The sequence below is a fragment of the Bacillus sp. FSL R7-0672 genome, from assembly GCF_038601465.1.
In the GTDB taxonomy this organism is placed as follows: domain Bacteria; phylum Bacillota; class Bacilli; order Bacillales; family Bacillaceae; genus Bacillus; species Bacillus pumilus.
In genome coordinates, this window is the sequence record NZ_CP152010.1 from 620,481 (window position 1) to 634,180 (window position 13,700).

The 13,700-nt window shown below is 32.6% G+C and carries 13 protein-coding genes, 1 pseudogene and 1 other annotated feature; of the genes and pseudogenes, 7 read left to right on the forward strand and 7 right to left on the reverse strand.

Annotated features, from left to right (window positions below):
* The first annotated feature begins 264 nt into the window (after positions 1 to 264).
* The 4 genes and pseudogenes from MKY18_RS03090 to MKY18_RS03105 all read left to right on the forward strand — a co-directional run bounded on the left by MKY18_RS03090 (position 265) and on the right by MKY18_RS03105 (position 3,122).
* On the forward strand, positions 265 to 732 hold the full coding sequence (locus MKY18_RS03090; protein WP_342497718.1) for a hypothetical protein: 468 nt from the start codon (positions 265 to 267) through the stop codon (positions 730 to 732).
* A 450-nt stretch (positions 733 to 1,182) separates the two neighbouring features.
* A pseudogene (locus MKY18_RS03095) lies at positions 1,183 to 1,295 on the forward strand (recombinase family protein); the annotation flags it as partial.
* A 61-nt stretch (positions 1,296 to 1,356) separates the two neighbouring features.
* The gene (locus tag MKY18_RS03100; protein ID WP_342497719.1) at positions 1,357 to 1,665 is read left to right on the forward strand and encodes a nucleotidyltransferase domain-containing protein; all 309 of its coding nucleotides are present in this window, start codon (positions 1,357 to 1,359) and stop codon (positions 1,663 to 1,665) included.
* Positions 1,665 to 3,122, forward strand: a complete 1,458-nt coding sequence (locus tag MKY18_RS03105) for a hypothetical protein (RefSeq protein WP_342497720.1) — start codon at positions 1,665 to 1,667, stop codon at positions 3,120 to 3,122. The genes MKY18_RS03100 and MKY18_RS03105 overlap by 1 nt, the downstream gene beginning before the upstream one ends.
* 486 nt (positions 3,123 to 3,608) lie before the next feature.
* Here MKY18_RS03105 and MKY18_RS03110 read toward each other — a convergent pair whose 3' ends face one another.
* The 4 genes from MKY18_RS03110 to MKY18_RS03125 all read right to left on the reverse strand — a co-directional run bounded on the left by MKY18_RS03110 (position 3,609) and on the right by MKY18_RS03125 (position 8,305).
* Positions 3,609 to 4,094 (reverse strand): YbaK/EbsC family protein, encoded by a 486-nt coding sequence (locus MKY18_RS03110; protein WP_065099129.1) that lies wholly within the window; start codon positions 4,092 to 4,094, stop codon positions 3,609 to 3,611.
* 18 nt (positions 4,095 to 4,112) lie between these two features.
* On the reverse strand, positions 4,113 to 5,192 hold the full coding sequence (locus tag MKY18_RS03115; RefSeq protein ID WP_340909212.1) for an AraC family transcriptional regulator: 1,080 nt from the start codon (positions 5,190 to 5,192) through the stop codon (positions 4,113 to 4,115).
* On the reverse strand, positions 5,193 to 6,854 hold the full coding sequence (locus MKY18_RS03120) for a 2-isopropylmalate synthase (RefSeq protein ID WP_342497721.1): 1,662 nt from the start codon (positions 6,852 to 6,854) through the stop codon (positions 5,193 to 5,195). It lies immediately after the preceding gene.
* Positions 6,855 to 6,910: 56 nt separating this feature from the next.
* Positions 6,911 to 7,175 (reverse strand) — a binding site (T-box leader).
* A 242-nt stretch (positions 7,176 to 7,417) separates the two neighbouring features.
* Positions 7,418 to 8,305, reverse strand: coding sequence for an AraC family transcriptional regulator (locus MKY18_RS03125; protein ID WP_340909214.1), 888 nt, complete (start codon positions 8,303 to 8,305; stop codon positions 7,418 to 7,420).
* Positions 8,306 to 8,679: 374 nt separating this feature from the next.
* Between MKY18_RS03125 and MKY18_RS03130 the strand changes: the two genes are divergently transcribed.
* The 3 genes from MKY18_RS03130 to MKY18_RS03140 are packed head-to-tail and all read left to right on the forward strand — an operon-like array spanning position 8,680 to position 12,277.
* A complete protein-coding gene (locus tag MKY18_RS03130) occupies positions 8,680 to 9,879 on the forward strand; it encodes an ABC-three component system protein (RefSeq protein ID WP_260335832.1) in 1,200 nt (399 codons plus the stop codon).
* Complete coding sequence (locus MKY18_RS03135; RefSeq protein ID WP_228280397.1) at positions 9,876 to 10,364, forward strand: three component ABC system middle component; 489 nt, start codon at positions 9,876 to 9,878, stop codon at positions 10,362 to 10,364. The genes MKY18_RS03130 and MKY18_RS03135 overlap by 4 nt, the downstream gene beginning before the upstream one ends.
* Entirely contained in the window at positions 10,364 to 12,277 is a 1,914-nt protein-coding gene (locus MKY18_RS03140; RefSeq protein ID WP_283924194.1) for a DUF3732 domain-containing protein, read from the forward strand. The genes MKY18_RS03135 and MKY18_RS03140 overlap by 1 nt, the downstream gene beginning before the upstream one ends.
* Before the next feature lie 299 nt (positions 12,278 to 12,576).
* Here MKY18_RS03140 and MKY18_RS03145 read toward each other — a convergent pair whose 3' ends face one another.
* Genes MKY18_RS03145 through MKY18_RS03155 form a run of 3 tightly spaced genes read right to left on the reverse strand, consistent with a single transcriptional unit; the run spans position 12,577 to position 13,571 of the window.
* Positions 12,577 to 12,795 (reverse strand): hypothetical protein, encoded by a 219-nt coding sequence (locus tag MKY18_RS03145; RefSeq protein WP_260335835.1) that lies wholly within the window; start codon positions 12,793 to 12,795, stop codon positions 12,577 to 12,579.
* Between the two features lie 26 nt (positions 12,796 to 12,821).
* Complete coding sequence (locus tag MKY18_RS03150; RefSeq protein ID WP_340909228.1) at positions 12,822 to 13,382, reverse strand: GNAT family N-acetyltransferase; 561 nt, start codon at positions 13,380 to 13,382, stop codon at positions 12,822 to 12,824.
* Positions 13,383 to 13,385: 3 nt separating this feature from the next.
* Positions 13,386 to 13,571 (reverse strand): Fe3+ hydroxamate ABC transporter substrate-binding protein, encoded by a 186-nt coding sequence (locus tag MKY18_RS03155; protein WP_342497722.1) that lies wholly within the window; start codon positions 13,569 to 13,571, stop codon positions 13,386 to 13,388.
* Positions 13,572 to 13,700: the final 129 nt, after the last annotated feature.

A 13,700-nucleotide genomic window follows, 5' to 3' on the forward strand; every position in this document is an offset into this window, starting at 1 on the left:
TTTGAACAGCTATTCTTTTTTAGTTTCACTAATTACTTTGAAAACAAGCTTCACAAACGTCTCCTTTGCTAGAGATAACTACTTTTTCTTTTTTATTAGAATATGAGAATAGATTGATACAAATTTTTTCAGAATGATTTAAGATTTTTAGCTTGTCATTTTCTCTGGCCTAGGACAGTTTTAGACTGATACAAGCATAAAAAAAGAATTAATGTAAACAATAAATCCTGCACCATAAAAAATATATGGAGGGATATGTTATAAATGAAACTTGTATTTGACAATCAATTCTCGAGAACTGATGTAGTGAATTGTGTTTGTGACCTTGCCAATGAAGATCAAAGTGGATTTATTAAAGTTCTAGTAACTGGTGAAATAGCGTCTAACGGAGCTGACAGAAGATTACTATTGCGTATAAATGGGATTAATAGTGGCTATAAAAGCTTTGTTAGATATGGCAATGATGGGGACTGGGGAGGAAATGAGGGGCTTTTCGTGGGTCGTAGCGCTTGGGGTCTCGATGGAACATTTTCTTTAGATTACACAATCGGATATTATTCCGGCGCTCAAAGAATAACTGGAAGTGGACTGTGTGTATTTGCAGCAGCAAATGGAGATATCGTTGGTTACGAAACCCACGGTTATTTACTTGGTAATGCACCAGTAAGGAATATCGATGTATTAATTGCTGGTGGATTGGTTAATGGGCAAATAAAGATTTACCGAAGTTAAGTAAAATAATGCGTCTTGCATATTTAACAGAAATACATAAAGTGACGGGTGCGTTTCTGTAATAAGCAGGAACGCTTTTTATTGTGTTGTGGTAACGAAAATATTAGAGAAGGTCCAATACAAGTCAAAATGTCCGAAACCTCAATTAATCGCTGTATTTAAATGAGTTAGTGAAACCCTGATTTTGTTCGAGACACGTTGTCGAAGTGAATTTCTTAACATAATAAATATATCCTAATAAGAACTGCCTTAAAAAATTATATCCCTAATTCAATGATATTGTTACAATACGACTTAAAGTGCAAATTCTTTAGTTATTGTACTATTTTATGATCTTGATATAAGGTTTTATATGGCGTAAAAACATTGAGCAATTAATCAGTAGTGAAAAGCGAGGATATAACAATGAAATACGGGTACGCAAGGTTTTCAACTGTTCTTCAAGTATAAGGTGTAAAGGTACATGTATTAAATACGGGCATTGTAGAAGATACACTAACTGGAAGATTAAAATATTGTGTGTTACGTTAGCGTTCAGAGAGTTTGAACGTGATATAATTGTATAAAACCATACATACAAAGAAAATGATGACTTATACATTAAAGAGGATAGAGGGCTAATGGTTGGAATTAATATATAATTTAAAATGCATCTTAATGGATAATAATTACATACAATGTCAAAAAGCATACCTAAGAGGTTCTTATGCAAGAGGGGAATACCAGATAGAATCTGATATTGACCTCTTGATTATTTCTAGTGATTTTATTAGTGTTTCAATAATTAAAAGAAAAGAAATAGCTAAAAAAATTTTTCAAGATAAAATAGATAATGTCATTGACTGTATTTGTTTAACGGAAGAAGAGTATAATAAAGCAATAAATGAAAAGAGAGAGATTTTATTAAAAGAAATGATGATAGAGGTGTTATAATGAAAAGTTTTTTTATACAATCATTTCAAAAGACTTTAACCAAATATGTATCAATGTTAAATAAAAGTAATTTATCCTCATATGACCTCAAAATATTAAGTGAATATTCCTTTTTATTACTGGATATAATTAATAGTTTTGAATTTAAAGCTTATGAAAAAGCATTAATAAAAAGACTTTTTATCAAATTTAATAATATCCTGTATACAGGAGAGAGAATATTTTACTATTCGAGTTTTTATTATTTACCGAAAAAATTTGAAAAATCAGATGCGGAAGAAATATCAAAAGCTACTTTTAAGGTGAATTTAGATATAAATATTATGAGATTACAAATTTTAAATGATGAAGTTACGGGGAGTTCTGAAGATGAATATTTTTTTAGTAGGGGAAAAAGTGGTTTATTAAGAGCAATGCAGAAATTAGTGCAAAAAGATATTGATGAAACTGAACTATTTATTCCTGCATTTTATACTTTACTAAATTATCATCAAGCAATAATGGAATATTTGGAAAGTGATAATAAGACATACTTTAGTGAAGCGGAGAAAATTATTGAAGAAGCTAATGAAATTATAAATAAATTTTTTAAAAAACAATCAATAAAAGACAGATTAGAATCCGATTATCAATTAGGGTTATTTCTTGAAAATGAAGTCAAGAGATATAAAATTTGGAAAAATAAAGAATATGATTATAATCGAATAAATATTGAAGATTTTAAAGAATATAATAATGTTAGTAAAAAAAATTGGGCATTTTTAAGTTTTTCTAATATTGATAGTAAAAACTTTAAAGCACAATTTAAAAATGATTTTAGTAGAATGTATGAATTCAATTTTGATAAATTGAGGCCAATAGAACAAATTATATTATTAAGAAACTGTGTAAAGTGGCTATTTTTAGAACAAGACACTTACATAACTGACATAAGTATCCCAGTGTTTGAGAAATTTAATGAAAAGCACTGGTTTGAATTGGCCAATTATTTCAATGGTTACAAAGAGATTAGTAATGTTATTATCAATGAAGATGATAGAATAAAAGTTGAAAATTGGGATGATAATGAGCTTAGAAGCAAGATAGGCAATACAATAATTAACATTGACAGGTCTATAATTGATAAGGAAAGTGTTAAACCACATGGTGTTTTTGAAATTTCAGATATGGAATTACCGATAAGGGTAAAAGAAAGTTTTGACACTTATTATTTATGTATGCCTTTTAAGTCAGGAAGAGAGATAAAGGGTAAGGTAAAAGAAGACATTACGTATCAAGTTTTTAGACCGTTTACTTATTTTGGTGAAAAGGCAATTGTAGTATTTGTATCTGTTAAAGAAGCAACGGAGCCATTTTATAATGCAATAAAAAGAGCTAAGACTAATTTAAATTGGGAAGCACATACTTTAATTGGTGATAATTTGATTAAGTTGTTAAAGTATAATAACCAAATTTAAAATAGATTTAGTAAGAATGAATAAAATAGAATTTAAAAAGAGATTAAAAAGGCACTCATTAATAAAGGTGAATAATGCTGAAAAACACCCTTTCATCTGCTGCGATTGAATGGGAATAGTTGTAATAGAGCTAGAAACCTTTATGTATCAAGGTTTTTAGCTCTTTTTTATTTTTAATTGCACTTTTTGTTTCTGCTTTCCTAAATAGTCCACAGGTAAATTGATTTTTGTGGGAGGTATCATAGTTTTGCTTTGTCTCCTTAAAGGAGATGATCCAGAGCTACTACTGCTTATGAAGCTTTAGCTAATGGTATCAAAGAAGCGAAAACTATAAAAAATGAATAAACTTTATTTAAAAAAAGAGCTGATAAGATGAGTGATATATCAAACTCAAATGATTGGCTCTGTGTTATTTGCGTCTAGCTCTTGGATTATCGTTATGCTTATTATTAAATCTTTGAATCCCACTTTATTTTTCCTTCCGTTTTAATGCGTTAATGAATCATTCCATCCCTTACCCACATCAATCCATTGTGAATAACCGGAGTATTTTTCTAATTGTTTGATTGTTAGTTCAATAGCACTGTTTCTGCTCCCGCAGGCTGGATAGACTGTCTCAAAACGTTTTAGTGAAATATCTAAATAAACAGAAATGCCATTCTTTATAGCAAAAGGACATACTCCGCCAATTTCATGACCGACCAAGTCAACGACCTCATGAGGAGAAAGCATTTTAGCTTTTGTTTTAAAATATTCCTTGAATTTTTTGTTGTCAACTTTTGCATCGCCAGAGGTCACAACTAAAATAGCTTGCCCATTTACTAGAAAGGAGAGTGTTTTTGCGATTCTTTCAGGTTCGCAGCCCAATGCAGAAGCAGCCAAGTCTACGGTTGCACTAGATACTGAAAATTCTTGAATTCGAGTATCCATATCATATTGTTTAAAATAATCTTTTACTTTTTTGATTGACATGATGATTTCTCCTTTTTATTAGTATTGATTTGAAGTTTGCTCGACTTTATTATTTAAACGATATTGTTGTGGTGTTAGGTGATTCTTTCTCTTAAATAAACGAATGAAATGCTCTACATTTTGATAACCAACGGCTGCCGCAATATCATCTACTTGTAAATTGCTACCTGTGAGCATTTTGCAGGCTTTTTCCAATCTTATTTCTTGTCGAATCTCACTAAATGATTTGCCAAGTTTACGAGCTATATATTTTGACAGATAAGATTGTGAAAGGTTAAATTCCTCTGCCATCTCCTGGATTGTGATATGCTCACAACATTGCTGAATATATTGGAGCATTTGAATCATACGTATATCACTATATTGTTTGACCTGATTTACGTTCATATGACTTGGTTTGAATCTTAATAAGAGACATAATAATATCTCAAACAAATTATTCATAATCAATTGGTAACTAGGAAACCGATTGTGATTTTCTGTAAATAGTTGAAGAGAGCAGTCTAGCAAATTTTTATCCAAGCGACTATGGAAAATAAGAATATTTTTATTTTCTTTTATATACAATGCATTCAAAAAGAACTCTGAAATGACATGATTGCCTTTTAACATTTTAAAAAACACTTTTTGAAAAGTACTTTTACGGATCATGATTTGGATTGCGATTGTATTCTCCATGACAATTGGCTTGTGTATTGTATCAGGTGGAATAAAGGCAATATCTCCTGATTTTAAAGTCATTTTTTTATCTTCCACTTCTAAATACATCTCATTTTCCAGAACATAGATCATCTCAAAGAAATCATGGATAGCCGACAATGGAGGCATAAAACGGCTATACTTTCTCACTTCGATATCTTTCTCCTGACCTAACCACATGGTATCCTCTTTTTCAAATTCGTTCTGCCCTTTAAGCAAAAATTCTTCTATATATATTTGCTTATGCATTAAATTGTTTTGATCATAATCCTTCAAAAATAATTGCAATGATTGATTGTCATGCCTTTTCTGTTGGTATTGTTGATAAAAGATTTCTTGCTCGTTATATTCTCTTAAATATTGCATCGCTTCATGTTTTTCAAGTTTATCTTTTTCCATCTACATCCAAACCTCTAGCTTATTTACTGCAACCACAAGGGCCTTCACTGTTGCTTCTATAATATCTTTATCTATTCCAGCACCCCAATGCATTTTTCCTTGATATGAAATACCAATCTGTGCACAGGCTTTTGCTTGAGAATCCTTGCCCAAAGAATTCTGTTCATAGACTTCCAAAACATACTCGAGATTAAAGTAAGCTTTTAACGCATGACTGATTGCATCTAAACTTCCAGTGCCAGTTCCTTGTATTTCAATTTGTTGATGATCTCTCAGCAAAGTTAAGGTGACTTCCTGCTTCTCTCCTTTATGAAATTGATAATCAAGCACCTGGAAATGAGGGTGAAAATCAACATACTGCTTTTCAAATACATGATATATTTCTTCGACAGACAATTCCCTATTTGTCTGATCAGATACTTTCTTCGCTTCATATCCCATGGCTTCATTCATTTGATAAGGAAGTTGAATGCCATAATTTGTTTCTAGTATATAGCCTATGCCGCCTTTTCCAGACTGGCTATTGATTCGAATCACATCCGTTTGATAATTCCTCCCCAAGTCAACTGGATCTACTGGGATATACGGAACGTCCCATTTATCAACATGATTTTCCTTTCTATATTTCATACCTTTAGATATAGCATCTTGATGTGACCCAGAGAATGCGGTGAAAACCATCTCGCCAGAATATGGCTGTCTTTCATGAACAGTAATTTTGGTTAGTTTTTCATATTTTTTACGAATAGCTTCTAGGTTATTGAAATTCAATTTTGGATTATAACCTTGTGAATACATATTCATCGCCAAGGTAATCAAGTCTACGTTCCCTGTACGTTCACCGATACCAAATAATGTACCTTCGACTCTTTCTGCGCCAGCTAGCACACCAAATTCTGCATCACTCACCCCAGAGCCACGGTCATTATGAGGATGAACAGATAATGTCACACTGTCTCGGTAAGACAGATTTTTGTGTATATACTCAATCTGACTTGCAAAGATATGAGGCATTGAATATTCAACTGTTGTCGGAATATTGATGATCGCTTTATGATTTGGTGTCGGTTTCCAAATATCTAAAACACTCTTACAAATATCTAACGCATAATCCACTTCTGTTCCTGGAAAGCTTTCAGGACTATATTGAAAATAAATATCGCTTTCTGTTTTTTCGGCCAGTTCTTTTACTAAAATAGCTCCATCAATTGCCATTTGTTTAATTTCATCTTTTGTTTTCTTAAATACTTGTCTGCGCTGCGCTTCTGAAGTCGAATTATATAAATGAACAATCGCTTTCGGTACCCCCTTAATGGCTTCGAAGGTTCGGCGTATAATATGCTCTCTCGCTTGCGTGATCACCATAATCGTTACATCGTCTGGAATCATATGATGATCAATCAGTGTCCGTAATAGCCTAAACTCCGTATCGGAAGCAGCTGGAAATGCGATTTCAATTTCTTTAAAACCTATCTCTACTAGTAACTGAAACATTTCCAATTTTTCTTCTAAGTTCATAGGAATAGGTAATGCTTGATTTCCATCCCGTAAGTCCACGCTGCACCATATCGGAGCACTTTCTAATGTTTCGTTCTTCACCCAATCATAAGTAAGGTTCGGTGGCAAAAAGTATTTCTTTTCGTATTTTTTGTGGTTAAACATTATCGATTCCTCCTGTAATTGGAATATAAAAAAAGCCTATCATCTCCAAGATTTAACTTGGAGACGAAAGACTTCTTCTTACGCGGTACCACCCCTGTTTCATGATAACCATACATTATCATGCCCTTATTCGGATACAGATTGTTATATCTTATATCCTTCCCATATAACGGTGGGGTGCCGTCCTTAACTACATCAATCCTTTTCATTTCACTAAGGCTACTCTAAGGTGAGTTCCCTGCCTTTTTGTTATTGCTTCTCATCAACCAGCAACTTTCTGAAAACATTTCGGCAAGTACTATTCCTTATCATCGCATTCTAATTTTTCTGATTTTTTCTATTATACCAAGATGACAAAAAAGAGATAGTGGTAGGGATATCTTTTTCAATTGATTTTTTTTGTCCTATGGGTGCTTATCTTCATTTCACTTCTGTTTTAATGTGTTATCCTCGTCACCAAATAAAAATCCAAGGCCACAAATAAAGGTGAGTGAATTCAAAGCGAACAATAAAATTGCACCAATTTTTTTCATGACAATTAACCTCCTCTTAAATTCAGTCTGCTAGCCCTCAAAATTTAAATTCACTGGTTCATCCTCTAAATGATCCACAGTATTTTGTTCTGTCACTGGCACACTTTCATCTACAATTTTAAAACTAAGTTCGTCCATCCAAATTTGACCTGGACCTTGTAGTAATATGCCAAACGCAATGACTTCACTTTTTACTGGAACATCTAGTACTACACTAAAATGATTCCATCCATTTGTTCCTGTAATGGGACGGTTCATCATGTTGTCAAACGCAAGAACTTCACCTGAAGAATGGTCAATCCTCATCCATAAACCAGCTGAGCCTTTCACATCTTCGCTTTTGACAAAAGCAGAAAATTGAAGACGTTCCCCTCGATAACGATCAGACTTAATTTGTTGCATCAATGTTGCGAAACCTCCAGCTTTTTCATTTTTTGATTTTAAATAAGCGGAGTTAGTCCCACTGTGTACAATTCTGTTATCCAAACCTGTTTCATAGTCAGTTGGGGTATCCCCCGTCATAATCCAGCCAGTAGGTGTGTTCTGATGATCAGCCATATTTGTTTCCTCCTCATTAATCACATTTCTTAATAATTTCCGATAACGTGCGGGTGACATGTCATATATCTTCTTAAAGGCTCTAGTGAAGGATTCCTGTGAACTAAATCGATACTGCAATGCGATGTCAATCGCCCGTTGATCCGTATGAATTAAATCCTTTGCCGCTTGGGTCATCCGTCGTTCCCGTATATAATCAACCACTGATTTCTTAATCACTTTTTTGAACATACGGTGAAAGTGAAACCTAGAATAACCAGCGTGTTTCGCTAGAGTTTGAAGCGGTAAATCATCTTTCAGATGCTGTTCAATATAATTTAATGTTTCTTGAATCGTTTTTTCATGTTCTTGATAGGACAACCGTGCACCTCCTTGCTTTACGAGTTTAGTATAGCGGAAATGCTCTTTAGGAAACTTGACTTTTTGTGCTGTGTTGCAATTATAGAATGGACCTTTCTGTAATAGGTTCCAAAGCTAAGTATTCCGACATCGTGTGGAGACAGTCATTCTCAGGTTCAGGACTAGGTATCCGTGTATTTAGGTGAAACTAGAAATCGTCTGTGAATTTGATGCGATTCTCTACACTAACATAATCTAGATTAACAATAATATTAGTGATAATTGAAAAATGAGTAAAATTTTCACTAAAAAAACCAATAACAATTTTTATCCCAATTGATGTTTAGTTGTGAGGAACGTATAATAAATTCATATATTGTTTAAGGAGGTATTATATGTCAAATCATCAAGCTTCGGAACAAATGATAGGCTATATTTATCAAATAAGATATGCTTTATATCTCTTGCTTGAAAATGATGACGAAGAATCCAATATAAGTATAGAAAAATTTGATGATATCGCATTTACCAAACCAGATGGGTCAGAAAATGTATTTATCCAATTGAAACACCATACCAAAAAGTATGGGGACTTAACGGATTCAAGTACAGATATTTGGCGAACATTGAATGTGTGGATAAATGAACTGAAAAAGGATTGTGATTTACTAAAAAAAACCAAATTTTTGATAATTACTACTGCAAAATCACCAGAGAACTCAGCAAGTTTTTTTCTAACTACTGAAATGAATATAAGAAACCCAGAAAAAGCATTTACAATTTTAAAAAGTATTGCTGAAAAATCGAATAATAAAGCTCATAAAAGTTATTATGATAATTTCATAGAAAATATTTCATTAATTTCCAAGGAGTTACTATATAATGTTTATGTTGTTGATAAGTCTTCTAATATAGTAGATACCGCTTCACATATTAAAAAAATATTGAGGTATAGTTGTAAACCTCAATACATATCTTCTGTATTTGAACGTTTAGAGGGTTGGTGGACTAACAAAGCAATTGATGCACTTCGTTCAACAAAACCAGTATATGTTAATGCTAGGCAAGTAGCTTCTTATATTGTTGATATAAGCCAAGAATACTCTACTGATAATTTACCAATAGATATAGACAATCTCTACAATGATGTTGATAGTTCCTCTTTTGATGGTCAGCTCTTCTATGAACAATTAAAATTGATAGGAATAAATAAAAATAAATTGAAAGTTGCTTTACGAGATTATCAGAGAGCATTCAGGCAAAGAGCAAATTGGGTAAGAAACGATTTATTATACTTAAATGAATTAGATAGATATGAATCCAGATTGATAGATGAATGGGAGCATTGTTTTGCAGATATGGAAGATGAATTACAGGATTATGGTGAACTCACAGACGATATTAGCAAGAAACATGGGAAGTCGCTTTTTAAAGAAATTGAAAACAAAGACATTAGAATAAGAGAACGATGCTCTGAACCATTTATCATGCGTGGAAGTTATCATATTCTTGCAGATGATTTAAAAGTGGGGTGGCATAATGACTTTAAAGAAAGGTTAGATTATTTGATTGGAAGAGAAGTGGTTATCAAGTGAATAGCTGGAATGAACGATCCAAAGAAGTTGCATATCTTTTAAACCCTGCTTTTTGTGGTAGATTAATTTATACAGTTATAAAACAATTTAATAAAGTATCTAATAGAGCTTTTCCTTTTCCATTGATATATCTTATCTTGCCTCTTGTATTACACAAGAATACTAGAGACACTATATCAAGTAAAACTAAGTTTTTAATTTGGACACAAAAACATCCAGAATTATTAATTGGATATAGTGAACGTGTAAAAGAGCTTGTAGAGATAGCTAATGAATCTGTTGAATTTCTTTTGCAAACAAATATATTACTCATAAATGAAAATGCTGAATTAGAAGTAAATAGTACCCAAAAAGGTTTGAGTAAAACAAAATTTGTAGATGAAGAAATAAAACAGTGTCTGACAAAAAGTGAGCATATAGGTAGATGGTTTGCAAATGCAGGAAAAGTTGAGACTATTTTTATTGGTTTAGGGGTGCGTCCATAGTGCAAATACGAGAGCTTATTATTTATGGAGAAAACGGAAAAGTAAGAAAAGTTTCTTTTGAACTTGGTAAAGTTAATATTATCACAGGTAAGTCGAAAACTGGAAAATCAGCTATTGGTGATATTATTGATTATTGTTTAGGGGGAGATTCTTGTAATATAGCTGATGGTGTTGTAAGGGAAAATTCGCTATGGTATGGTTTATTATTACAATTTGATACAGAAAGGGTTTTCGTTGCTAGAAAAAATCCCGAAATAGGGCAACAAACAACAAATGTTTGTTACATTGAAATTGGTGAAAACATTAATTCTCCCAATGAGCTTAATTTTGAACAAAATGAAACTGTATCAGGTATTGAAACACTTTTATCGAATAGAATTGGTATATCTGAAAATTTAAATATTCCGCATGAAACTCAAACAAGAAGACCTTTATCGGCTAATATACGACATGCACTATATTATTGTTTTCAAAATCAAGACGAGATTGCTGCAAAATCTTTTTTATTTCATAGGCAGTCTGAACCTTTTATTACTCAATCAATCAAGGATACTTTACCTTATTTTATGGGTATAGTAAATGAAAAATTCCTCATTTTAGAAAGAGAGCGCTCTCTTCTTAAACGTAAAGTTTCAATAGAAAAACGAAAATTAGAGGAATTGGAAATGTTACAAGGTGGAGGATTACAGAAAGCCATTACTCTAATTTCTGAAGCAAAAGCTGTAGGTCTAATTCAAGATGAGCACAAAGTTGACTATGGGAACTTCACTGAGATTCATAATTTATTAAAATCTGTAGAAGATTGGACTCCAGATAATATTCAAACAATTGGTATGGATAAAATTAGTTACTTGCAAACCGAGTTAGATAAAAAACAGCAGAGTTTATTTGAATTAAATGAAGATGTTCAGTTTGCAAAAACCTTCAATGGAGAGACCTCATTCTTTTCTGAGGAAGTGGAACATCAAAAGTTAAGATTAAGTTCCATAGGCTTATTTGAAAAGATTGACTTCCGACCAAATCATTGTCCCCTTTGTAGTAATATACTTAATAATCCGCTACCTGGAATAGAAAGTATACGAACTGCTATCACAAGTTTAGATAATAATATAAAAAATGTAAGCAGAGAAAAGCCGAAAATTAGAAAATATATTGATAACTTAGAAAGTACTAGACAAAAATTAGTAGAAGAAATACAGAATATTAAAGCTCAAATTGATGGAATTTACAATCAAAATCAAGATGCTATTGCACTAAGAGACTTGTATACTCGAAAAGCTAAAATTTTAGGAAGAATAAGTCTTTGGCTGGAGAGTGTTAAAGATAGATCAGATTTAAGCAATATCGAAGAAAGAATAATGTCATTAAATGATCAAATTAAAAAAATTGATAAGCAATTAGATCGAGATACTCTTGAAGAAAGAAAGCAATATTCTCTGTCAAGAATATCTACTAAAATGACTGAATGGGCTACGCAGTTGGATTTGGAACATTCAGCTAATCCATATAGATTGGATATGAATAAAGTGACTGTTGTAGTTGATAAACCAGATAGAGTTGTTCCATTACAACAATTGGGTAGTGGTTCAAATTGGGTGGGAGTACATTTAATTGCCTACTTCGCTTTACAAAGTTTCTTTATTGAAAATAAAAGGCCAGTACCGCATTTTTTATTTTTAGATCAACCATCTCAAGTCTATTTCCCGTCAAAAGTACAAGAAAAAGATACTGACTGGAATATGGTGGGGAAAATATATGATTTTATTAATGAACGAGTTAAAACTTTAAATAAGAATTTACAGATAATTGTTGTTGACCATGCCAATCTAGTTGAGAATGAAAACTTTGAATCGTGTATTATTGAAAATTGGCATCATGGTGAAAAACTAATTCCTACATATTGGTATAAATAAATTTTCACAAAATTATGAATCTCTAAATAGACACTTTATAATGAGGTGTCTTTTCTAATTATTAGGCATTGATCCAAATGTGAAACAGTAATCATCACTAACGCCGTAAAGTTCATACAAAATGTGATGAAAAGATTGATGATATAACTTCTCAGCCTGTTCACTTTCTCTGTAACTTTCAATGCTTGAATATAAAAACGTGAATCATCACTTTTACCTCATTGTCAGGATTGCATCGAGAAGGCCGCTCATTTTAGGAGAAATAGAGGTAATATTACCAATATTAAGAATCATTGATTTCAAAATCCTGACATAATCATGTGCTTCAAGCTTTTTTCAAGTTTAAATAACTTTTCTTTTATGAGAAACACCCCATCTTTATTGGGTTCTTGTGCTAAGTAATAGGGGTGCTGACTGTCCCACTTGCTGGCAAGCTTTTCAATAGCCGGATTGAGTTCATAAAGAAAAGAAACATACTCTGATTGCGATTTTTGGATGAAATGAATATCCGTTTTCATTTGTTTCTTCTCTGTCTAATAGAATTTTATTCGTAATCCCTCTTCAAAATCGAATACATATACACATCATCAAACCCATTCTGACCAAGATCATACTCTCTCAATAAACCCTCACGTAAAAAATCAAAGTTCTTCAATAATTGAACAGAAGACGTGTTTGTTGGATCAATGATGGCTTCAATCCGGTTCAGATTCATCTCCTGAAACCCATATCGTAACACCGCAGCAATCGCCTCGCTCATAATGCCTTTTCTCCAATGATCGTGATGCAATTCATAGCCAATTTCCGTGCGGCAGTGCTGTTTTTTCAAATGAAAAAATCCACAGCTGCCGATGATCGCAGGATCATCTTTTAAAGAAATGCCCCACCGGATGCCTGTTTGTTCTTTGAAGATATCGTCATACCACTTGATTTCTTCTTTTGTGTCTTCGATGGTTTCATGAGCATCGATTCCCATGTATCGGCACACGGTTTCATTGGATAAATAGATGTGCATATCCTTAGCATCTGCGATTGTTGCTTGTTTTAAGATTAGTCTTTCGGTATGTATTGTTGGAAATGATTTTGGATAGGTGATTTTGTTCATTTTTTATCCTCCATGTGATGTCTTTTGTTCTGTACATGTCTTACAATAAAAAACCCCTTCATTCCTCAGCCAAGCCTTCACTTCTGTCATACCTCTTCTCTTTGGATAGACCAGCTTGACGTACACTTCTTCATTTCCTTCTATCTTTTTCTGACAGCTAGCACACGTAGGTTCTTCAAATAGAAACAATCGACATACTCCTTTTTGTAGATATTTCTTCCATTATAACAAAAGTTCAATACGATCTTTGCGGCCTATTCTTCACTTTCTCTATTTTTATCCGACATATGCTAAGTAAAAGAAATGTCCGTTTGTTGA